The following is a 21,434-nucleotide window of genomic DNA, read 5'->3' as shown; positions in this document are numbered from 1 at the left end:
CAAAAACCTCGATTTACTCAAAAAAATCGATAACCAGTTTATTATTCTCCACTTTCACTTCAGGGCTTGAAGATTTAAGCAGTGATTGCTTCACCGTGGTTTCATCAAGCTGATACACCGGATAGCTCGACACGGCATTACCAATCAACGCGACAGCGGGCTTGATTAGCTGCCTGATCTCCGGGGTTAGCACAGAGCCATCTTCATCTAAGCGCTCTAGTCTAAGCGATTTGAGAAACACCTCACCCGTCTCTTTCTTGTAGCTCGGTATGGCACTAAACTCAATATCCAGATCTAAGTTAATCTCTGGTTGGCTCATCATGTGCAGTTCGGCTGTGGTATTGGCGAACACTGCAACTCTGTCTTTATCGCTGCGTCCAATATTCACTTTTAAGTCATCAACTGACACCTTTGCATACAGCATATCCTCAATTCCTACTGCCTGTTCAAGCTTGAGGTTTTGGTTAAGGTAATCGGTCATCTCTTGCTCAGTAATACTGTAGCTAACGCACCCAGACAGACTTAACAGCACTATGAGTAGCCCAAATAACTTGGCAGAGAATGGTTTCTTCATCAGAAAAGGTTCCTTGAGAAAAGTGAAGCGCATACCGCATATCTTGTTAAAAGATAGGGGCTTATAAAAAAACAGGCAAGCCCTAAGTGCTTGCCTGTGCCATTCAAATGTTCACTAAACGACTAGCTCACGGACCACTGAGACAGTGAACGCTTGAAGTCTTCATAGCCAAACTCGTTAAGTTTTTCGATGTTGCCTGAAGAGCGCTCACAGTAGATAGATGGCATCTTCAATCCATTAAACCAGTTCAGTTTCACCATGGTGTAGCCAGCACTATCCATAATGTGTAGCTGCTGACCTACTTTTAGCGGCTCATCAAAATTAGCCACACAGAACTGATCCCCAGCAAGGCAAGAACACGAACCAATCACATACTCATGCTCACCTTCCGGGTTTGCTTCCAAAATGGATGCCGGCTCATCGTAGATTAAGGTATCCAAACGGTGCGCTTCAGTTGCTGAGTTAACAATGGCGGTTTTCTTGTCATTCTCGACAATGTCCACCACAGTCACCACAAGATCGGTAGTCTTGGTGATGATGGCTTCACCCGGCTCCAGATACATCTGAACACCGTGTTTGTCAGAAAATGCTTTTAGCGTCGCGCCAAGCTTTGCAATATCATAGCCAGGCCAAGTAAAGAATACGCCGCCGCCCATACTCACCCAATCGAGTTTGTTGAGATGCTCACCAAACTGCTCTGAAATCGCATCAAGTAAAGCAATAAATGCATCCACATCTTTGTTTTCACAGTTCATGTGGAACATGACGCCATCGATACTTTCAAATACAGATGTATCAATATGGTCAGCTTGCACGCCAAGACGAGAATACTTACGCGCAGGATTTGCCAGATCTTGTCCCGCATAGCTAACGCCCGGATTAAGTCTTAACCCCAAAGACGCTTTGCCTTCCACAATATGACGGTAAGCCGCCAACTGAGACTGAGAGTTAAAGATCATCTTGTCACAGATATCCGCGACTTCACGAACATCGTCTTCGGTGTATCCCACACTGTAGGCGTGCGTTTCACCACCAAAGGTTTCGTGACCAAGTTTTACTTCGAACGGACCACTGCTGGTTGAGCCATCGAGATATGGTTTGATGATGTCGAAAACACCCCATGTTGAGAAACACTTCAGCGCGAGCACCAGTTTGACACCTGAGATCTCTTTGAGGTGTTTGGCTTTCTCTAGGTTTTCGATCAGCTTGGATTCGTTGATCATGAAGTATGGGGTTTTGAGTTGGGATTTGTTCATGGTTTGCGTTCCGGGTGATGGTTGGGGGATTTTAGCAGGTTTTTGGGTTGGTGGATTGACCCCTCCTAGCCTCCCCTTATAAAGGGGAGGAACAGACGGCTCGCTGACGCGTCGCCTAATATACTAGCGATGCGATAGCGAGCCAGTAGTTCTCCCCCTTTATAAGGGGGAGCTAGAGGGGGTGCTCTTAAACCCCTACTTCAAAACCTGAATATCCGGCGCACCTACTTCCAACTCTTGAACATGCCAATCCAAGCCAATCTCTGGCATTGTCTCCAAGAACGGATCTGGGTCTAGCTGTTCCATGTTAAACACGCCAGCCTCTGCCCACTTACCACGGAAATACTGAAGTGCCGCAGTAATAGCCGGAACACCCGTGGTGTAAGAAATTGCTTGGTGTTCAACGTCGTCATACGCCACTTCGTGGTCAGCGTTGTTATAGATAAAGACTGAACGCTCTTTACCGTCTTTCTTACCTTGAACCCAAGTACCAATACACGTTTTACCTGTGTAGCCCGGTGCTAGAGAGGTTGGGTCTGGCAGTAGTGCTTTAAGCACGTGCAATGGCTGTACGACTGTACCGTCGTGCAGTGTTAGCGGGTCTGGGCTTAGTAGGCCGATATCGCGCATGCAGTTGAAGTAGTTTAGGTAGCTGTCACCGAAACCCATCCAAAACTCAATACGTTTCGCTGGGATAAACTCTTGCATTGAACGCACTTCATCGTGCGCCATAGAGTAAACCTTGTGTTTACCGACTAGCGGGAAATCAAACTCAAGCATGCGAGAGTGACATTCGACTTGTTTCCACTCACCGTTTTCCCAGTAGAAAGAGTCACCTTGGATTTCAAGCATGTTGGTTTCTGGATCGAAGTTTGTCGCGAACTTCTTACCGTGATCACCTGCGTTGACGTCCATCACATCGATGGTATCGATCTCATCGAACAAGTGCTTAACAGCGTATGCCGCAAAAACACTTACTACACCTGGATCAAACCCCGCACCTAAGATGCCTGTGATACCTGCTTCTTTGAACTTGTCGCGGAAACCCCACTGCCAATCGTACGCTTGTGGTACTTGTTGGCCTTCAGAACAGAGGTCAACCGCAACGGATGTATCTAGGTAAGACACCTTCGCTTGTAGACACGCTTCCATGATGGTGATGTTCACCCAAGGAGGGCCAGCGTTGATCACGAGATCCGGTTTTACTTCATTGATCAAAGCAACAAGCGCTTCAACGTCGTCCGCATTAACGGCACGCGCTTCCAGCTTTTTACCTGGATCTTTAAGGTTATTTTTGCCCTTGATTGACTCGATGATTTTTTCGCATTTCGCTACAGTGCGTGAAGCGATAGTGATATCACCCAATACATCGTTGTTTTGAGCCGCTTTGTGTGCGACTACCCAACCAACACCACCAGCACCAATTTGTAGAATTGCCATTTGTTTTGTTTCCTTTTTCTCTTAGTGAGAGTTAGTTAGCTCAAGGGCTAATTGATGAATATTGTTTAGAAGCGCCTCAAAATCCGATAGCTTCAAGCAAGGGTTTAGAATTGTAAATTTCAGTGCCGAATGACCGTTTACGACGGTTTCCCCTAGTACCGCCACACCGCGAGTTAGCGCTTCGATACGAATCGTTTTATTGAGTTGCTCTAAGTCAGCGGCTTCTGTGTTTGTCGCCCTAAAGAGTACAGTCGATAGAGACGGCTTAGCCAACAGCTCAAACTGAGGGTGAGCTTCGACCAACTGGGCCACTTGCTGAGTTTGATCCATCAGATGATCGTACATCTCACCTAACGCATCTGGGCCGACGTTTTGCATCGTCATAAAGACTTTCAGAGCATCAAAACGCTTGGTTGTTGCGATAGATTTATCAACCAAGTTAGGCAGCTCGTCATGTTCGCGATTGAGGTAATCAGCATGATGAAGCAGGTATTTGAAGTTAGCTTTGTCTTTAACAAGCAGTGAGCCACAGCTGATGGTTTGATAGAACAGCTTATGGAAATCAACACTCACGGAATCGGCTTTTTCGATGCCTTGGAGCTTATCTTTATGACTGCTCAAAATCAGAGCGCCGCCATAAGCACTATCAACATGGAACCAAAGACCAAACTGAGCGGCGATATCGGCAAGGGCAGCTAGGTCATCAATCGCGCCGTGGTCTGTAGTGCCAGCGGTGCCAACCAATGCAAACGGGATGAGTCCTTCTTCCTTAAGTGCTGTGATATCAGCGAGCAAGGCATCTGTCTTAATCGTGCCATTGTCGTGAGTTGCTACGCAGTGCACCGCTTTTTCACCAAGACCAAGCAGTGACGCTGACTTTTGTACCGTGAAGTGTGACTTGTCTGAGCATACGATACGCAGTTTATCGGCGTAGCTTGGCAGACCCAGTTTCTGAATAGAGTGACCGTCAGTGATATCCGCAATACGGTCACGAGCGAGCAGTAAACCCATCAAGTTACTTTGCGTACCACCACTGGTGAAAATGCCATCCGCACTTTCGCCAAGCCCATAACGCTCACACAGCCAATCCAACACCTTTTGCTCAACATACGTTGCTGCAGATGCTTGATCCCAAGAATCCATTGACTGGTTTAGCGCCGCAATCATGGCTTCTGCTGCTACCGCAGGCATCAGCGGAGGCGTGTGCAAATGAGCAATACAGTCTGGGTGTTGAGTGAAGATTGAGTGCTCAGCAACAAGTCCTGCTGTTTCATCCACAACGCTTTGTAGGCTGTTGTTTTGACTATCAAGATTGACGTCATTGATAAGGTGTTCGAGCGTTTTCGGATCCAACCCAGAGTATGGTTTGCTGACCTTCTCAAACACTTTTTTCATCGCTTGAGTGGTGTGATTCATCACCTGGGCAAACTCAGTGGCACCTTGCTCACCAGTATGGATGAAGTGCTTTCGCCAGCTAGATTCCTTCGCCTCTTGCTCGGTTTTCTCGCCGCCGCCAGCAACAATGATCGCCTCTTCGATAGTGCGCAGCGCAAAGTCAATCTGCTCAAAGCTTATGATAAGTGGTGGCAGAAAACGAATGACTGAGCCGTCACGACCACCTTTTTCAACCATTAGACCGCGCTCGAGCGCAGCGCGTTGAATCGCGAGTGTCAGCCCGCCATCAGCAACAGGCTCACCAAACTTGTTGTGTTCGCCGCTTGGTTTAACGATTTCAACGCCTAGCATCAGGCCTTTGCCGCGAACTTCGGCAATGCAGTTCACGCGATCTTTGATTTTGTTTAGACCAAGGCGCAGATATTCGCCTGCAATACTGGCGTGCTCGACAAGGTTATCTCGCTCGATGATCTCAAGCGCTTTCGCACCCGACACCATCGCTAATTGGTTACCACGGAATGTCCCTGTGTGTTCACCAGCATTCCAGGTATCGACACTTTTGTTGAACACCAAGATCGACATTGGCAAACCGCCACCAATCGCTTTGGAAAGACAAAGGATATCTGGGCTGATTCCCGCTTCTTCGAAGGCAAATCGGTAACCCGTTTTACCCACACCGCACTGGATCTCATCCAGAATCAGTAGAATTTCATGTTCATCACAGATCCTGCGCAGCTCTTTGAGCCAAAACGCCGGAGCCGGGATCACGCCACCTTCACCTTGCACTGGCTCAACAATGATTGCCGCAGGTTTCATGATGCCTGCTTCGTCGTCATTGAGAAGACGCTCAATGTAGCGAATGCTTTGCTTAGCGCCCGCATCGCCACCGAGTCCAAACGGACAACGCAGACTGTACGGGAATGGCATAAAGTGCACATCGGACATCAGTCCGGTGCGACGCGCCTTAGTACCAAGATTACCCATCATGCCCATGGTGCCATTCGTCATGCCATGATACGCACCGCGGAAGGCAAACATGGTGTTGCGACCGGTAGTTTGCTTGGCAAGCTTGATGGCCGCCTCCACTGCGTCAGCCCCAGAAGGGCCGCAAAACTGAATCACTGAATCCACAGCAAACTGCTCTGGCAGGAAGCCTTTTACGCGTTTGATAAAGCGGTCTTTAGCTTCTGTAGTGATATCGAGCGTTTGGTATGGCAGACCAGAATCTAGCTGCTCTTTTAGAGCTTGGTTTATTTCAGGGTGGTTATACCCCATCGCCAAGGTGCCTGCACCGGCTAAACAGTCTAAGAAGATTTGACCACGAGTATCTTCCACTAAGGCACCATAAGCGCGCTTAATGGCAATCGGAAGACGTCGTGGATACGAACGTACTTCTGATTCATGCTCAGCTTGGTCTAGTAGAACTTGATCTGGGGTCAGATCGTAGGTGCCTTCGACATGCGGAACTTGCACGGAAATCGAAGACGCGAATTCTTTGGAATCAAATTCGAATGCTGTACTCATTTACTTGTAACCTGATTTTACGCGCACAGAATTAGCTGTTACGCGAACAACAAAACGAGCCCCACCTGAATAACAGATGTGACGAAGCCCAACGCAAACGCGCTAGGAAAATAGATCGATGTTGAGAATCAAGGCTCTGTGATACTACGATTTACGCGTAATACACAGTTTGGAAGTACAAAGCTGATTTTTGAGTGAGAGTTAATGTGTTTCAATGTTGGGTTTCCCATAAATATGCCTGTCCAGGCATCAGTATCCCGTCTACTGATTATTGGCATAACCAGTACCTACCCTACGTCGTATCACAATCAGCTTGAATGGTTACGACGCGTATCCCCCAGATTCATTCCGAGATTGGGCGGGAAAGTAACATAAAACTCATTATCATCGCAACCGTTTTATCAGTGGAAGTATTGCTCAATTTATAAAGCATTTGTTAACGATATCAAACCTATACCATAAAAAAAGCCACCTCGTTGGAGGCGGCTTTTTTTAACATGTTTACTGATCTTTCTTATCGCTCAAGCTCTTAGTAGTCGCATGGCCAATCGCGTCTACATCCACACCATTCTGCTCTAAGAACTTTTCAAACATAGGTAGAAGCGGCCCTAATGTTTCTGCGATAGTGTCTCGCACCGTATCGACGACAACTTGCGTACCCCGTTCAATTTCGATATTAACGTCATCGCCCACACCCTTGCCTTCAAAAGTCGTCATGCGGCGAGTCTCTGGGATAAGCCAAACATCGAACCAGCCCTCTTGTTTATCGACCTCAGACACAGTCAAACTCGCGCCATTGATTGCGATATAACCCTTAGGGAATACATAAGGTTTCCACTCTTTGGGCAGTTGGAATTTGATGCGATAGTTGTCTTCTTGCTGTTCTACGGCCACTAGAGGCGTTTTAAAGTCCACATGCCCCGATAGCGGGTGACCACCAATTTCCGCACCATCTTTAGCCGCACGTTCAACATTGATTACTTGCCCTTGTTCAAATGAACTCAGTGTGGTGATGTTGAGACTCTGCAGCATGACATCGAACGATAAACGCTTGTCGGTTTGGATCTCGGTTACCGTTAGGCAGACACCATCCACAGCAATACTAGCGCCAATTTCGACATCGACACAAAAGCCTTCTTCAAAGTCAATTTCAAAAGTACGGATACCATTAAGATCTGTAATTTTATCAATGGTGGCGACGGATTGAATAATACCGGTAAACATAGAGGCCTCGATTAACGATTAGAGTGCTTTTAGTACGGACATCATTGCAAAAAGAATCAGTAAGATAAAGGCTAAAACAAGAAAGCCTCAGCATTTTTGCTGAGGCTTTAGTGTTTGGAGCGACTCGACCGGATGCGGGCACGAGGTTCACCTCATTCCCAATACAACTGCCTCGATTAAGCGGCAGCTATGACAAATGGCTAAAACGAGAAAACCCCAGCATTTCTGCTGGGGTTTTAGTGTTTGGAGCGACTCGACCGGATGCGGGCACGAGGTTCACCTCATTCCCAAACCGGGACCTCAGGCGAGACTAATGCACATCGCTAGAAACAAGAAAACCCCAGCATTTCTGCTGGGGTTTTAGTGTTTGGAGCGACACACGAGGTTCGAACTCGTGACCTCAACCTTGGCAAGGTTGCGCTCTACCAACTGAGCTAGTGTCGCATTTGTCTTTTCAGACTAAATTGAGATGGTGCCCCGGGCCGGACTTGAACCGGCACAACGCGAACGTCGAGGGATTTTAAATCCCTTGTGTCTACCAATTCCACCACCAGGGCACGCAAAATCCTTTGCGATGGAGACACCATCTTGATACCGCCTTCAAGGCCATATCACTATATATTTGGAGCGACACACGAGGTTCGAACTCGTGACCTCAACCTTGGCAAGGTTGCGCTCTACCAACTGAGCTAGTGTCGCATATTCTCTAAGAGAGAATGGAGGCGCCTCCCGGAGTCGAACCGAGGTCCACGGATTTGCAATCCGCTGCATAGCCACTCTGCCAAGGCGCCTTTTTGTTACTCTTGAAGTTTTGCTCTTCACTTTCGTTTTAAGCAGTTCCTCTTGAGTACGGGAGGCATTTTACGCAATCAGGAAAATGAGTCAACACGTTTTTTGATATTTTGAATCGTTTGACCAAGAAATACCCAAAAACCGCTAATTTGCTCAATTTTCTAGCAAAAACATGCACATTTAGGTCTAGTAAACTTCTCAACTTACCAAAAGACACCTAGCCGAGACGTTTGATTTGAGTCGACTTTTAGTCCTTCTGGCACCTACTCCTGCAAATTTCATACTGAGCTAAAAAGCACAAAGGCGAGCTTAATGCTCGCCTTTGTACTAAATACTGTTGAAGTAATCCGCTAACTACTCATCTGCATTAAGCAAATCGTCTTTTGCTGCCGCTAGGTATTGCATCATTGACCAGTAAGTCAAAACAGTCGCGACATACAGCGCCACATAACCTACCCAAATCATCCAATCGTCATAACGCCAAATAAGAACCCAGAGCGCAAACATTTGAGAAACAGTCTTGACCTTGCCCACCCAAGACACTGCCACACTTGCTCGTTTGCCAATCTCGGCCATCCACTCACGCAGTGCTGAAATAATGATTTCTCGGGCAATCATGGTCACAGCAGGAATGGTGACCCAAATGGAATGGTAATGTTCAGTGATGAGAATGAGTGCGGTGGCCACTAGGACTTTATCCGCGACCGGATCAATGAAAGCACCAAAACGGGACGTTTGCCCAAGCTTTCTCGCTAACATCCCATCGAGCCAGTCAGTGAAGCCTGCCACCCAGAAAATCATAGCGGCGGCAAACGGCGCCCAACTATACGGAAGATAGAAAGCAACGACGAACACGGGGATGAGAAATAATCTCAACAAAGACAAAATGTTAGGGATGTTTAAACGCATATTATTATCGGCTCTATTTTACTGCCTGTTTATGTTGCGGGATTTTCATCACTGTTTCAATGCTTGATAGATGTTTTCTGCCAAAGATTTGCTAATTCCTGGTATTTTGGCGATTTCTTCTACACTTGCACGTTTCAGCTCTTGTAAGCCACCCATGTATTTCAGCAATGACTGGCGACGTTTCGGGCCGATACCTTCAATTCCCTCTAACGGACTGGTACGACGAGCTTTCGCACGTTTTGCTCTATGTCCCGCAATCGCATGATTGTGGCTCTCATCACGAATATGCTGTATAAGATGCAGCGCTGGCGCGTCACTCGGTAAATTAAACTCTCGCCCTTCAGGAGTAATTAAAGTCTCCAGACCCGGTTTACGAGTTACACCTTTAGCAATACCCATCATTAGTGGGCGCTTCGGCCAATCGTCCCAGTATTCAGACACAATATCAACAGCGCGATTGAGCTGCCCTTTACCACCATCTATAAAGATAATATCGGGGATTTTGTCGACATCGATTTGCTTCGAATAGCGACGCTCAAGGACTTGCCCCATTGCGGCGTAGTCATCGCCACCGGTTATACCTGTGATGTTGTATCGGCGATACTCTTGTTTCACCGGCCCCTCTTGATTGAATACAACACAAGAGGCAATGGTGTTCTCACCCATGGTATGACTGATATCGAAACATTCCATGCGAGTGATGTTCTCAATGCTCAATGCCTCTTGAAGGGCCTTGAAGCGCTGATTGATCGTCATTTTATGGTTGATCTTAGTGGTGATCGCTGTAAGTGCATTGGTGTTCGATAGCTTAAGGTATCGACCTCGTGCGCCAGTTGGGTTGATATGGAATAAAACCTTGCGACCGGCAATTTCAGTCAGGGCCTTCGACATGTCATTGACGTCTTCAACCAAACCGTCATTCAGAATGATCCGCGTTGGAATCGTTCGTGATTCAGAATGATTAAGGTAATACTGACTCAAGAAGCTGTAAAAGACTTCAGCTTGCTCTGTATTATTTGGGATCTTAGGAAAATGGCTACGGCTGCCTAAGATTTTACCTTGGCGAATCATCAAGATATGGACACAAGCCACACCATTTTCCTGATCAAAACCCAGTACATCCATGTCATCGTCACTGTCTTCAGAGACAAATTGCTGCTCTTGAACACGTCGGATGGCTTGGATCTGATCACGGTACTTAGCGGCTTGTTCAAAGGCTAGATTGCGACTCGCCTCATCCATCTTCTCCACCAGCATCTGCACTACGTTTTTGTCTTTGCCTTGCAAGAATAAACGCAGTAAACCAACCAATTCATCGTACTCATCATCGGAAATGATAGTGCTGACACAAGGCCCCGCACAGCGACCAATTTGGTACATTAAGCACGGTCGACTTCGATTGGCATAGACAGAGTCTTCACACTGACGAACAGGGAAAATCCTTTGTAGCAAGTGTAGGGTTTGTCTCACGGCTCCAGAGTCTGGATAAGGGCCAAAGTACTCGCCTTTTTTCCGTCTTGCCCCCCGATGCATGGAAAGCCTTGGATGTTTATGGCCTGACAGAAAAATATAAGGATACGACTTATCATCTCGAAGCAATACATTGTATTTGGGAAGGTACTGCTTGATGTAGTTGTGTTCGAGGATCAACGCTTCGGTTTCGGTATGTGTAACCGTGACATCGATTTTGTGGATGTTGCTGACCAGCGCGCGGGTTTTTTCGCTATCTACTCGCTTGCGGAAGTAGCTAGAAAGGCGCTTTTTGAGGTCTTTGGCTTTACCAACGTAGATAACGACCGACTCGGCGTCATACATACGGTAGACGCCGGGTTGGTTAGTTACGGTTTTGAGGAATGATGTTGAGTCAAAAATGGGTTCCGACACGATACTGTCTCAACTATAAGGTCTCAGTATCTAGCATTCCATGTCGAATCGCTAAGTGGGTCAGTTCAACATCACCGTTGATATCAAGCTTACTGAACAGTCGATATCTATAGCTATTCACGGTTTTAGGACTCAAGCTCAATTGCTCTGAGATATCCGTTACCTTTTGGCCTTTGGTAATCATCATCATGATCTGAAGTTCACGTTCAGAGAGATCTTTGAACGGGTTTTCTGATGCTGATGAAAATTGGCTAAGCGCCATCTGCTGAGCAATCTCAGGAGAGATATAGCGCTGGCCGCTGTTAACAAGACGAATGGCATTCACCATTTCATCTGGCGCAGCGCCCTTGGTCAGGTAGCCTGCGGCACCTGCCTGCATAACTTTTGTCGGAAATGGGTTTTCCGTATGCACAGTTAACACGATGATCTTAATGTCTGGATTATGGCGAAGGATCTTTTTCGTCGCTTCGAGTCCACCAATACCAGGCATATTCATATCCATTAAAATGACGTCAACATGGTTGCTACGACACCATTTTACGGCTTCTTCACCACTGTCAGCTTCCCCTGCCACATTCATTCCACGGACGTCTTCAATAATACGTCGTATCCCTGTGCGAACCAGTTCGTGATCATCTACAAGGAAAACATTAATCAAACTTGTATCTCCACACTTATCTATTGGCTCTGCGACCACTTGAGGTTAGTGGATAGCAGCATGGCTGACTATCATACCTCATCTTACGTTTAAAAGCTCCCATACAAATCGTGCACGGGCGCATAGTTTGCGAAACACATTACGACGAAGATTCGACGTCGTCAATCATAAAAACTTTAAAATCATTAGGTTACAAATCATACAACCATTAGTTATCTCTAACGTAACCCCCCGATTTATGGGCATAAATCCACTTTAACCCACTATGAAACACCTATCACATTATCCGCTACATAATTGCAAAATATCGATATAAATCACTATTCTAGAAATCTAGTATTGCTACTAAAGTTTAGCCCAATTTGAGAAACTTTGGCTCTAGTGGGACCTTTGTTACACTTGACTATCACTCAGGGCTATCATTGTGTAAGAATTTGCACAAAATTTACTCAAGCTCAGCGCATCATGTAGGAATTTGCTTCATTTGGACATTCATCAAGGTTTTTTATTAACCCGCCAAGCCAGAGATACTCGCTTTGGCCCGCAAATAGAATTGTGGCTATCCACACCTCAAGGGCCCGCGCAGATTCTCATCGAAGGACAAAAACCCGTCTTTTTCGTACCAAATGATGACAGAGGCCATGTTCAAAACGTAGCGCACGATGCAAGGCTCACCGTCAATTTCAAGCAAATAGAGATGTCGAGCTTTGACGGCAAAGACCTGATAGCGGTATACAGCGATTCTATCGCCGCCGCTCGCCAGTTGAATGAAAAACTGATAGCGGCAGATATTCTCGTACTGGAAGCCGACATTAAACTGGCAGACCGCTTTTTGATGGAACGCTATATTCAGGGCAGCTTAGCGGTATCAGGACGTGCAGAAACCATCAATCCAGGTCGGCCGAACCAATTCCTACGTATAACAGAAGCTAAATGTAAGGCTCACGATTACCAACCAGAGCTCAAAGTCGTGTCACTCGACATTGAATGCTCGGAAAAGGGCGTGCTCTATTCCATCGGTCTTGATAGTCCAAGCGACAGCCGCGTTATTATGATTGGCGAACCACAAGCGTGTGAAACGCCTACCCTATGGGTTAATGACGAGAAATCGCTGCTGCTTGCGCTCAATGATTGGTTTCAAACGTTTGACCCCGATGTGGTTGTCGGTTGGAGCGTTATCGATTTCGACTTCAAATTGCTCAACAAGCGAGCTGAGTTCAATAACGTTGTACTCTCACTTGGACGCAATACACAAAAAATCTACTTCCGCACTCTGCCCTCTAGCCAGCAAAGCTTTATCACTATGCCAGGTAGGGTGGTGTTAGATGGGATAGATACCCTTAAAACCGCGACCTATAACTTTCGTTCTTGGTCGCTTGAGTCTGTGTCTCAAGAACTGCTCGGAGAAGGTAAAGCCATCCACAACGTGCATGATCGCATGGATGAAATCAACGCCATGTTCCGCAAAGACAAGCCCTCACTTGCCAAGTACAACTTACAAGACTGCGTGCTGGTGAACCGTATTTTTGAGCACACCCACCTGCTACAGTTTGTCATTGAACGTACCAAGTTGACGGGAGTGGAACTCGACCGCGTCGGGGGCTCAGTGGCAGCTTTTACCAATCTTTACTTACCTAGATTGCACCGCGCTCACTACGCAGCTCCTAATTTGCATCCTGAGAACTGGGTGGCAAGCCCTGGCGGCTATGTGATGGATTCTATTCCCGGCCTGTATGATTCTGTCTTGGTTCTCGACTTTAAGAGCCTATACCCTTCGATTATCCGCTCATTTTTGATTGATCCAATGGGCTTAATAGAAGGCCTGAAGCTTGAAATCGGCAAAGATGACGACCAAGCCGTCGCAGGATTTAGAGGAGGTCAGTTCCATAGAATGCAGCATTTTCTTCCAAATTTAATTCAAGAATTGTGGAAGGCGCGTGATGTCGCAAAAATCAACAATGAAAAGGCGTTTTCCCAGGCCATTAAAATCATCATGAACTCATTCTATGGCGTGCTTGGCTCATCGGGTTGTCGTTTTTTCGATACAAGGCTAGCCTCTTCCATCACGATGCGTGGACACGAAATCATGAAGACCACCAAAAAACTGATTGAAGAGAAAGGCTATCAGGTAATTTATGGTGATACGGACTCTACTTTCGTGTCATTAAACGCTGCCTTTTCACCAGAAGAAGCAGATAAAGTCGGCAACGAACTGGTTGAGGCGATCAACCATTGGTGGACTGAGCATCTCGAGCAAGAGTACAACCTAACTTCGATCTTAGAGCTAGAGTACGAAACACATTATCAACGATTTTTAATGCCAACCATACGCGGCTCAGAAACTGGCTCTAAAAAACGCTACGCAGGCCTAATCGGTGAAGGTGATAATGCACGCCTCATCTTTAAAGGATTGGAAAGTGCGCGTACCGATTGGACGGCGCTGTCACAGGCGTTTCAGCAAACACTTTATATGATGGTGTTTAACCATCAAGATCCTGCTGACTATGTTCGAGAGTTTGTTGAGTCGACGCTACGGGGTGAATATGATACGCAACTGGTGTATAAGAAAAGACTACGTAGAAAGCTGCACGAGTATCAAAAGAATGTTCCGCCACAAGTACGAGCAGCTAGAATGGCGGATGATATCAACCAACAATTAGGACGCTCGTTACAATATCAAAATCGCGGGCGCATCGAGTACGTGATAACTGTTAATGGGCCTGAACCAAAAGAGTATCAACGCTCACCCATCGACTATCAACACTACATTGATAAGCAGTTAAGGCCAGTTGCGGAGGCTATCTTGCCGTTTATTGGCATGAACTTCGATGATTTGAGTGCACCACAAATGGGGCTGTTCTAACTGCTAGGTTTTGTTCAAACAATAGCATTTTGTCGGAGGACAACAAACTTTGATCGGAAACGCGCCTTTTCAAGCAATTATTGGGCTATAAAAAGCTAGAATTTGACCACTTTCTGAAACAGTTTTGGACAAAAATTTGTTTGGGATATCGAAATAAATCTGACATATCCTCTTGTTATGCATTTTTAATTACGCGCCTTACTATTAAAATCTTCATGATATTGCTCCGCCCTTAACCGAGCATTCTCTCTGACATCCATATGAAAAAGAGAGTAATCGTAATTGTGATAGTCATTATCACTAAATACTTTATAACTTTCAGGATTAGGTATATGGACTCGAAGTACTCCTTGATCACAATCTGCATCCGTATACTTTGATATTGGAGGTGATAGTTGAGTAAAGGTATAGTCGGGAACTCGATCATCACCCATGACCTTAAAACTAACTTGGCCAACCTCAGTAACCATACCTAGATGTTCTTCTTTTTCTGCACTACCATCAATAATCCAAGAAATAGGGTTAACACAAACGAACGGATCCCTTAATTCGTCATCATTTGGCTTATAGTCAGCCCCATAAGTTGACCATGCAACGTAGCAGCTGGTTTCTGTACTTTTAGAGCAAAGGGGAGTAATCAACTCTGTGACCATCGATGCTTGTATGCCACCAGGAAAATAGGCTGCAACTAGTCGAGAAGAATAGGAACTTTTTTCAATTTCTTTTAATAATCTAATGCCGTGCGCTGATCCCTGACTGTGCCCTGCGATAATAAATGGCCTACCGTTAGTTTTCTCAAGAAAAGCATAAAAGGCAGCTTTTACATCACTATATGCAAGGTTTAGGGCAGATTGGCCATTCTGGCCTTCCACATCAAAAAAAGCGTAAATTGATGCTTCTCTATATTTTGGTGCATATACAGAAAAGTCACTAAAAACAACAGCCATATTAGCCATCATCCAACTTCTATTATGACTAGCAGCACTCATTTCTAGTAAAGGGCTATTCCAATGCTCACTTCTAAAATATCCTGTTGGGTGAATAAAAAACACATCGACCCCTAAATCTTGAGTAGGCTCTTGTCCATATAACTCCCAATCACTTTCAAGTGCGTAATTTGGTGCATCAGCTATTTTTTTATCGCCAAAATCGTGCATTGGGTAATTTAAAAGCAACAGTATTGTTTTTGGCCCTATTAAAAACACAATGAAAGAAACTAATAAAACACTTACTAATAGAATGATTTTTTTCATGATAACTCCACTCAGGTGGATAGACATAACAGCAGACACCGTAACATACATTGCAAATATAGCAGAGAGCTTATGGATAGTACTGATTAGGTTAACGTTTCTACAGGTCAGGTGTTCCGTTCGGAAGTTCTGAGAAAGTTTGGGGCAAAGGCGTGTTTGCTATAGCCGGTTCACATAAATCTCTGCCAAGTGAACTGACAGAGCAGAAGTGACAAACTTTATTGTCTTCCGATACATTTATCCAAATGATAGTGCTCATTCAACCAATCTTAAACTCGGTCTTCTGATACTCTTTGACAAGCCAGGGAGCGAAGTCATCCGCAAGGCCAACAACTGAGCGTTTTGGTATTACCCGTCCGCCAAGCAAAATACCGAGGCGCTCAACGGTTTGCTCGCGCTGTGGGTAGAACTCGAGAAATGCCCTACCACTTTCTAGAGGATCATCTAACCAGCGCTTGGTTCTATGAAGCACCAAACCGTAGGCTGCTCTGAGTAGCTTTTTCGCTAACCTGCGCTGAGCATCGGCTTGCGACTGCGCATCTTCAGCCAAAGCAACTTCTTTTCTAAGCAATGCAGCGCTTTGCTCAATATCCATATTCCACTGCTTGGCAATTTCCCAGCTCGGCACGTAATCACCAAAGCACTCTGACAAATCCTCACCATAGACATTGGTGCAGCACTGCTTGAGTAAAAAGCCCCAAGTAAACAACGCAGAAAGTGACGCCACTTCACTCACTAGAGCGGTACGAATGGCCAGCCCTTTTACAAAAGGAAAGTCTTTTTGAAATCGCCAGTTAATCGAGTTAAACAATGACTTTTGGCTCGCCGAGAAAGGCGCATGAGTGACCAACACCACATCAAGATTCGATACGTTTGGTATCGCGGTGCCATTCGCCACTGACCCATAGACATAAACGCTATGCAGGCTCTCTTTCAGTCCCGATTTTAAGCACGCTATCAGATCTTCGATGACCGGTACATAGCTTGGCTGAGGAATCGAATGGTGTATTGGCGATTGGGTTGATACTTGGGTTTGCACGTCGTTACTTGGCCTATTTGATTGTTCCCCTATTCTACGATTGCCGATTTTGGGATTCAACGTTGAATTGTCGTGCTTGAGACGTCATTCCCTTCTTGAGCAAACCTAGATTTCGAACGTATAATTGACTGTCTAAACAAAAAAACGAAGGAAATATTCCATGCCTAAGGCAAGTGAGCTTAAAAAAGGTTTTGCGATTGAGTCAAATGGCAAAACGTTGCTAATCAAAGATATCGAAGTCACCACTCCTGGTGGCCGTGGCGGCGCAAAGATCTACAAGCTACGTTGTACGGATTTGGCAACAGGCTCTAGAGTTGATGAGCGTTTCAAATCAGATGACACGCTTGAAACGGTAGAAATGAACAAGCGCAACGTGACTTTCTCTTACGTTGATGGTGATGAGTACATCTTCATGGATAACGAAGACTACAGCCAGTTCACGTTCAAGCACGATGACATCGAAGATGACCTGCTGTTCATCAACGAAGACACACAAGGTGTTCAAGTTATCCTAGTGAACGGCAGTGCGGTTGGCCTTGAGCTACCATCGTCTGTTGAGCTAGTGATCGAAGAAACTGACCCTTCAATCAAAGGGGCTTCAGCGTCTGCTCGAACTAAGCCAGCTCGTCTATCAACAGGCCTGACAGTGCAAGTACCTGAGTACATCGCACAGGGTGACCGCGTAGTGATCAACACTGCAGAACGCAAATACATGAACCGAGCGTAAGTTATGTCAGAACTGATTTCATACGATGACGTGATTGAAGCGGCATACGAKATCTTCCTAGAGATGGCACCAGATAATCTGGAAGCAGCCGACGTTATCCTTTTCACTGCGCAATTCGATGACCGCGGTGCAGCGGAGATTGTTGAAACTGGCGCAGATTGGGTGGAGCACGTTGGCTTTGACGTTGATGAGAGCTATGCAGAAGTCCGCATTGGTCTTGTGAACGAAGAAAACGATGTCTTAGATGATGTGTTTGCGCGCTTGCTCGTAAGCCGTGATCCTGACAATAAGTTCTGCCATATTCTTTGGAAGCGTGACTAACGCTACCACACATCGCTTAAAGCCCAGCAATGCTGGGCTTTTTATTGGCTGCTATCACAGTGCAGTGTTACCAAACGTACGTCAATGACACTCCTGCCGAACGCGAGCTTGCATAAGGAATCACCTGAAGGTTTTCATCTAACTTGTCGGTGAATACCCAGCCCGTCAAAACGCCAAGGGCAGCACCCGCCGCTACGTCTCGCCAATAGTGTTTGTCTGCTTGCACGCGTCCTACCCCTACCATGGCTGCCATACCATAGGCAGGCAGACCGACTTGCCATCCTTGACGGATATAAAGGGTTGTTGCGGATGCGAAGGCGTTCGCGGTGTGATTCGAAGGGAAGCTTTTGTTGTCGCTGCCGTCTGGACGCGGCGCGTCAATGGTATGTTTGCCAATCAGACCAATCGCAGAAGCGGAACCGATACTCAGGCCAGCTTGCCAAACCCCTTCCCAATCTTTTTGATAGGCGGGCATTGCTGCGGCCAGTCCCACAAGGCCATAAGCCCCAATGTCGCTGAACGTGTCCCACGCTTCTTTGTTGGAAGCATGACTAAAGGAAGTAAATACTAAACTAGAGATAAGTAAAAAAAGTCGCGACATAACAAACAGTAAGCAGAAGTAAAGGGATGATAAGTCTACCTTATGTTTGTTTTTCTGCCTACTGTGTGAAGTGCCTGATTACGCTTTATTGGTGCCAGTTTTCAGCGCGTTTTACTCGCCTGTTTTTTTAACTCAAAGTCAAACTCGTCTGGGAATAGCACCACGCCTTCCTCGTTTTGATTCGGAAATACAACCACGGCAAGCTCATCGTCTTCTAAGCCATACGTCCAGCGACTGTGCCACTTGTTCAGTGAAATCGCTTCGGCTTTGCAGTTATCCCATTCGCCCGTCGCCCATTGCTCCGCAAACTCTTGATTCGGCCATACAGGCACGCAATCTTCATCTTCTGTGTTGAGCATCACGCAGCCGTGTTCGTCAGTCAGGATCCAGATTTGACGTTCTTGCACCATGGTTTTTACACTGTACTTCAGTCTCTTCTCTTCATCGTAACGAGAAATCTCATCAATTTGATGTTGTTCTAATGCCATTGCAGCGCACCTTTTTGATTATTTGTAGCTCTAAAGGTTAAGTTTAACTTTAGAATAGCGGAATTAAAAAGCCCCAGCACCTATGACGTTTAGTCACGGTAACTAGGGCTTTGTAAGACTTAGTGAAAAGTTACACTAGCTCGTTTTGCAGCCAAGGCCAGCCTTGCTTCTTACGGCTTAGTGTATTTTCCATCATAAGCATGCCGTCTTTCTCATGCTTAATCAGTTTCTCAGCCCATTCACCTTTGGAGATTAGACGAGTTTGAGCGGTTGTGATGTCAGTTAGCATCACTGCAGCGAAAGCCAGACCTTCTTCTTCGCAGCGGCGAGCTAGGTCAGCTTCTAGTGCTTCGATCATGCCATCAACTTGCTCAAGTGTCGCAAGCTCAACCTGACCAACAACCACATCACGACCATTGAATGGGTACGCTTTAAGGTCTTTTTCTACTAGTTCAGCAGCAGATAGACCTTCAATGTTTGTTTTAGCGATCAGTAGATCTTTGATGAACGCGTCTAGATCTTCAACACCAGCGATTTGTGCTAGCTCTAGAACCGCATCTTTGTCTTTTTGAGTACAAGTTGGAGATGCGAAGCCTACTGTGTCAGATAGGATTGCAGACATCATTAGAACCGCTAGTGGGCGAGTGATTTCTGCTTGCTCCATCTTGAATAGGTTAAATAGGATGGTACAAGTACAACCTACAGGCCAGATCCAAGCTTCAAGAGGGTTTACTGTCATCACATCACCTAGACGGTGGTGGTCAACAATACCTAGGATTTCTGCTTCGTTGATATCGTCTGGTGCTTGCGCTAGATCTGTGTAGTCTACTAGCCAAACTTTTTCACCAGCAACGCTTGTGCGTAGTTCTGGTTGGTCAACGCCTGCTGTTGCAAGAATGTGTTGCGTCTCACGGTTAATCTCGCCTTGACGAACTGGCGTCGCTTCAAGACCACGAGCCTTTAGAAGTTCTGCGGCAACAAGTGCACCACAAATGCTATCACTATCTGGGTTTTTATGACCGACAACTAAAATCATTTTGCTTCCTAACTAATTCTGATCATTCAGGCGAGTTCGCCTGTATTACTCTCACAGGGGCGATACTTTACCTGATTTTCTCGATTTGTCATCGGTTGATGTGCGATTAGCGGGATTCTTTCCCCTTCATAGAAGGTAAATAAAATACACAAATGCCATTGAGAATTACTATCATCAGTATACAATTGAGAATAATTCGCATTTACTATCGGTGAAAGTTATGCTTCACATGACAAACTCTACTGTCGTCAATGTCCTCAGCGTTGACCAATTCAAGCCTAAGTATAAACGCTTGATTCTCCCGATCGCTCTGACACTGTTGCTCATCACAAGCGCAACGCGTGACGTTACGATGAATGCCCTCGCGGATGCATTTTGGGCAGTATCGACGTATGTTGCTTTCACCTTAGTCATCTACCGCCAAGTCGCCCGCATGATGTCAAGTCAGCACCGAATGGTGGCGCTTTACCATCAATCACCCACCTACCAGGTATTGATATCTTCAATGCTCGGCGTCCTTCCAGGCTGTGGAGGCGCCATCATCGTCACCACCCAGTTTGTTGCTGGCCGCGTGGGGTTTGGCTCTGTTGTTGCCGTACTGACTGCCACTATGGGTGATGCCGCGTTCTTATTGATAGCCAGTCAGCCAAGTGTTGGACTTGGAATGATGGCGCTTGGCGTTGTTGTCGGAGCCATCACAGGTTTAATCGTCAATCGCATTCACGCCGACGACTTCCTAAGACCTAATCCAGACAGCAAAATGAGTAATATAGTCAATAGTCTGGCAGCAAGCGCTGATTGTTGCTCGCAAAACGCAGCGAACCCTTTGCAGCACAGAGCAATCAATCTACAAGGGCTATTTTGGACTTGGCTCATCGTCCCAACCGTTGCGATTGCCTTCGCTATGTCATTTCAAGTTGACGTCAATGCGGTTTTCAGTCTCCCAGAGGGCACGATTGAATGGATCGGTGCGGTGCTCGCCGTCGTGATGATGTTTCTGTGGGCATTTACCAAAGAGATTAAGGATTATCAAAGTGCTGTAGCTGAAGATGACAAACGCCCTGCCTCACACCCAATGCAAAAAGCAGCGCAAGATACGCACTTTGTCAGCGCTTGGGTGATCGTAGCATTTCTCGCTTTCGAATTATCGATTCACTTCGCCAAGATCGATATGGCGAGTTCACTATCAGGATACGGCGTTTACATGCCGCTGATCGGTATGCTCGTGGGCTTGCTTCCAGGTTGTGGTCCACAAATACTGGTGACCAGCTTATATCTTGGCGGTGTTGTGCCAATGTCTGCACAGATATCGAATGCACTTTCTAATGATGGAGATGCTTTGTTCCCAGCAATTGCGCTGGCGCCTAAAGCAGCACTGGTAGCGACCTTTTACTCTGCGCTACCAGCGCTCATCGTAGGATATGGGTACTATTGGCTGTTTGAAGTCTAA

17 protein-coding genes and 4 tRNA genes are annotated in these 21,434 nt (G+C 46.2%); 4 read left to right on the top strand and 17 right to left on the bottom strand.

From position 1 onward, the window contains the following. Positions 1-13: 13 nt before the first annotated feature. The 12 genes from L4C42_RS01055 to uvrY all read right to left on the bottom strand — a co-directional run bounded on the left by L4C42_RS01055 (position 14) and on the right by uvrY (position 11,656). A complete protein-coding gene (locus tag L4C42_RS01055) occupies positions 14-574 on the bottom strand; it encodes a YceB family lipoprotein (RefSeq protein ID WP_353498406.1) in 561 nt (186 codons plus the stop codon). 122 nt (positions 575-696) lie between these two features. Continuing rightward, on the bottom strand, positions 697-1,830 hold the full coding sequence (gene nspC, locus L4C42_RS01050; RefSeq protein WP_429758971.1) for a carboxynorspermidine decarboxylase: 1,134 nt from the start codon (positions 1,828-1,830) through the stop codon (positions 697-699). A 195-nt stretch (positions 1,831-2,025) separates the two neighbouring features. Next, positions 2,026-3,270, bottom strand: a complete 1,245-nt coding sequence (locus L4C42_RS01045; RefSeq protein WP_353498404.1) for a carboxynorspermidine synthase — start codon at positions 3,268-3,270, stop codon at positions 2,026-2,028. Positions 3,271-3,291: 21 nt separating this feature from the next. Continuing rightward, positions 3,292-6,189, bottom strand: a complete 2,898-nt coding sequence (locus L4C42_RS01040) for a pyridoxal phosphate-dependent class III aminotransferase (protein WP_429758969.1) — start codon at positions 6,187-6,189, stop codon at positions 3,292-3,294. A gap of 501 nt (positions 6,190-6,690) precedes the next feature. Continuing rightward, the gene (locus tag L4C42_RS01035) at positions 6,691-7,413 is read right to left on the bottom strand and encodes a riboflavin synthase subunit alpha (protein WP_353498402.1); all 723 of its coding nucleotides are present in this window, start codon (positions 7,411-7,413) and stop codon (positions 6,691-6,693) included. A 368-nt stretch (positions 7,414-7,781) separates the two neighbouring features. After that, a tRNA-Gly gene (locus tag L4C42_RS01030) sits at positions 7,782-7,857 on the bottom strand. Positions 7,858-7,883: 26 nt separating this feature from the next. Beyond that, positions 7,884-7,970, bottom strand: a tRNA-Leu gene (locus L4C42_RS01025). 66 nt (positions 7,971-8,036) lie between these two features. Beyond that, a tRNA-Gly gene (locus L4C42_RS01020) sits at positions 8,037-8,112 on the bottom strand. 18 nt (positions 8,113-8,130) lie between these two features. Next, positions 8,131-8,204, bottom strand: a tRNA-Cys gene (locus L4C42_RS01015). Between the two features lie 355 nt (positions 8,205-8,559). Next, a complete protein-coding gene (pgsA, locus tag L4C42_RS01010; protein ID WP_353498401.1) occupies positions 8,560-9,114 on the bottom strand; it encodes a CDP-diacylglycerol--glycerol-3-phosphate 3-phosphatidyltransferase in 555 nt (184 codons plus the stop codon). 48 nt (positions 9,115-9,162) lie between these two features. Further along, complete coding sequence (gene uvrC / locus L4C42_RS01005) at positions 9,163-10,998, bottom strand: excinuclease ABC subunit UvrC (RefSeq protein ID WP_429758966.1); 1,836 nt, start codon at positions 10,996-10,998, stop codon at positions 9,163-9,165. 13 nt (positions 10,999-11,011) lie between these two features. Beyond that, positions 11,012-11,656, bottom strand: coding sequence for a UvrY/SirA/GacA family response regulator transcription factor (uvrY, locus tag L4C42_RS01000; protein WP_006075673.1), 645 nt, complete (start codon positions 11,654-11,656; stop codon positions 11,012-11,014). 484 nt (positions 11,657-12,140) lie between these two features. Between uvrY and L4C42_RS00995 the strand changes: the two genes are divergently transcribed. Beyond that, entirely contained in the window at positions 12,141-14,519 is a 2,379-nt protein-coding gene (locus L4C42_RS00995; RefSeq protein ID WP_418641570.1) for a DNA polymerase II, read from the top strand. Between the two features lie 185 nt (positions 14,520-14,704). Here L4C42_RS00995 and L4C42_RS00990 read toward each other — a convergent pair whose 3' ends face one another. Together L4C42_RS00990 and L4C42_RS00985 are read right to left on the bottom strand one after the other, a co-directional pair. Next, a complete protein-coding gene (locus L4C42_RS00990) occupies positions 14,705-15,772 on the bottom strand; it encodes a DUF3089 domain-containing protein (protein WP_418641571.1) in 1,068 nt (355 codons plus the stop codon). A 259-nt stretch (positions 15,773-16,031) separates the two neighbouring features. Beyond that, positions 16,032-16,811 carry a nucleotidyltransferase domain-containing protein gene (locus L4C42_RS00985; protein WP_429758963.1) on the bottom strand — a complete coding sequence of 260 codons (780 nt, stop codon included), beginning with the start codon at positions 16,809-16,811 and terminating at the stop codon, positions 16,032-16,034. Positions 16,812-16,971: 160 nt separating this feature from the next. Between L4C42_RS00985 and efpL the strand changes: the two genes are divergently transcribed. Continuing rightward, positions 16,972-17,538, top strand: coding sequence for an elongation factor P-like protein EfpL (gene efpL, locus L4C42_RS00980; protein ID WP_042499378.1), 567 nt, complete (start codon positions 16,972-16,974; stop codon positions 17,536-17,538). A 3-nt stretch (positions 17,539-17,541) separates the two neighbouring features. Next, entirely contained in the window at positions 17,542-17,859 is a 318-nt protein-coding gene (locus L4C42_RS00975; protein ID WP_429758961.1) for an HI1450 family dsDNA-mimic protein, read from the top strand. A 67-nt stretch (positions 17,860-17,926) separates the two neighbouring features. Here the strand turns inward: L4C42_RS00975 and L4C42_RS00970 are convergent, their stop codons facing one another. From L4C42_RS00970 to L4C42_RS00960, 3 genes are all read right to left on the bottom strand, one after another. Then, the gene (locus L4C42_RS00970) at positions 17,927-18,460 is read right to left on the bottom strand and encodes a phosphatase PAP2 family protein (RefSeq protein WP_353498397.1); all 534 of its coding nucleotides are present in this window, start codon (positions 18,458-18,460) and stop codon (positions 17,927-17,929) included. Positions 18,461-18,561: 101 nt separating this feature from the next. Continuing rightward, positions 18,562-18,948, bottom strand: coding sequence for a DUF2750 domain-containing protein (locus L4C42_RS00965; protein WP_042499372.1), 387 nt, complete (start codon positions 18,946-18,948; stop codon positions 18,562-18,564). 130 nt (positions 18,949-19,078) lie between these two features. Beyond that, entirely contained in the window at positions 19,079-19,984 is a 906-nt protein-coding gene (locus L4C42_RS00960) for a manganese-dependent inorganic pyrophosphatase (protein WP_353498396.1), read from the bottom strand. A 220-nt stretch (positions 19,985-20,204) separates the two neighbouring features. Here L4C42_RS00960 and L4C42_RS00955 point away from each other — a divergent pair, with 220 nt between their 5' ends. Then, positions 20,205-21,434: a putative manganese transporter gene (locus L4C42_RS00955; RefSeq protein WP_418641573.1), complete on the top strand. Its 1,230-nt coding sequence runs from the start codon at positions 20,205-20,207 to the stop codon at positions 21,432-21,434.

Origin of the sequence: Vibrio wakamikoensis, from assembly GCF_050337275.1 — a bacterium.
Classification (GTDB): domain Bacteria; phylum Pseudomonadota; class Gammaproteobacteria; order Enterobacterales; family Vibrionaceae; genus Vibrio; species Vibrio chaetopteri.
Note: the sequence above shows the minus strand (reverse complement) of the source record. Positions and strands in the feature narration are given on the sequence as shown.

Excerpts from the sequence above, each read along its gene's own strand:
- L4C42_RS00965 (WP_042499372.1), bottom strand. The coding sequence starts at position 18,948 with ATGGCATTAGAACAACATCAAATTGATGAGATTTCTCGTTACGATGAA.
- L4C42_RS00970 (WP_353498397.1), bottom strand. The coding sequence starts at position 18,460 with ATGTCGCGACTTTTTTTACTTATCTCTAGTTTAGTATTTACTTCCTTT.
- L4C42_RS01035 (WP_353498402.1), bottom strand. The coding sequence starts at position 7,413 with ATGTTTACCGGTATTATTCAATCCGTCGCCACCATTGATAAAATTACA.
- L4C42_RS00960 (WP_353498396.1), bottom strand. The coding sequence starts at position 19,984 with ATGATTTTAGTTGTCGGTCATAAAAACCCAGATAGTGATAGCATTTGT.
- L4C42_RS01045 (WP_353498404.1), bottom strand. The coding sequence starts at position 3,270 with ATGGCAATTCTACAAATTGGTGCTGGTGGTGTTGGTTGGGTAGTCGCA.
- L4C42_RS01040 (WP_429758969.1), bottom strand. The coding sequence starts at position 6,189 with ATGAGTACAGCATTCGAATTTGATTCCAAAGAATTCGCGTCTTCGATT.
- efpL (WP_042499378.1), top strand. The coding sequence starts at position 16,972 with ATGCCTAAGGCAAGTGAGCTTAAAAAAGGTTTTGCGATTGAGTCAAAT.
- pgsA (WP_353498401.1), bottom strand. The coding sequence starts at position 9,114 with ATGCGTTTAAACATCCCTAACATTTTGTCTTTGTTGAGATTATTTCTC.
- L4C42_RS00990 (WP_418641571.1), bottom strand. The coding sequence starts at position 15,772 with ATGAAAAAAATCATTCTATTAGTAAGTGTTTTATTAGTTTCTTTCATT.
- L4C42_RS01055 (WP_353498406.1), bottom strand. The coding sequence starts at position 574 with ATGAAGAAACCATTCTCTGCCAAGTTATTTGGGCTACTCATAGTGCTG.
- nspC (WP_429758971.1), bottom strand. The coding sequence starts at position 1,830 with ATGAACAAATCCCAACTCAAAACCCCATACTTCATGATCAACGAATCC.
- L4C42_RS00955 (WP_418641573.1), top strand. The coding sequence starts at position 20,205 with ATGCTTCACATGACAAACTCTACTGTCGTCAATGTCCTCAGCGTTGAC.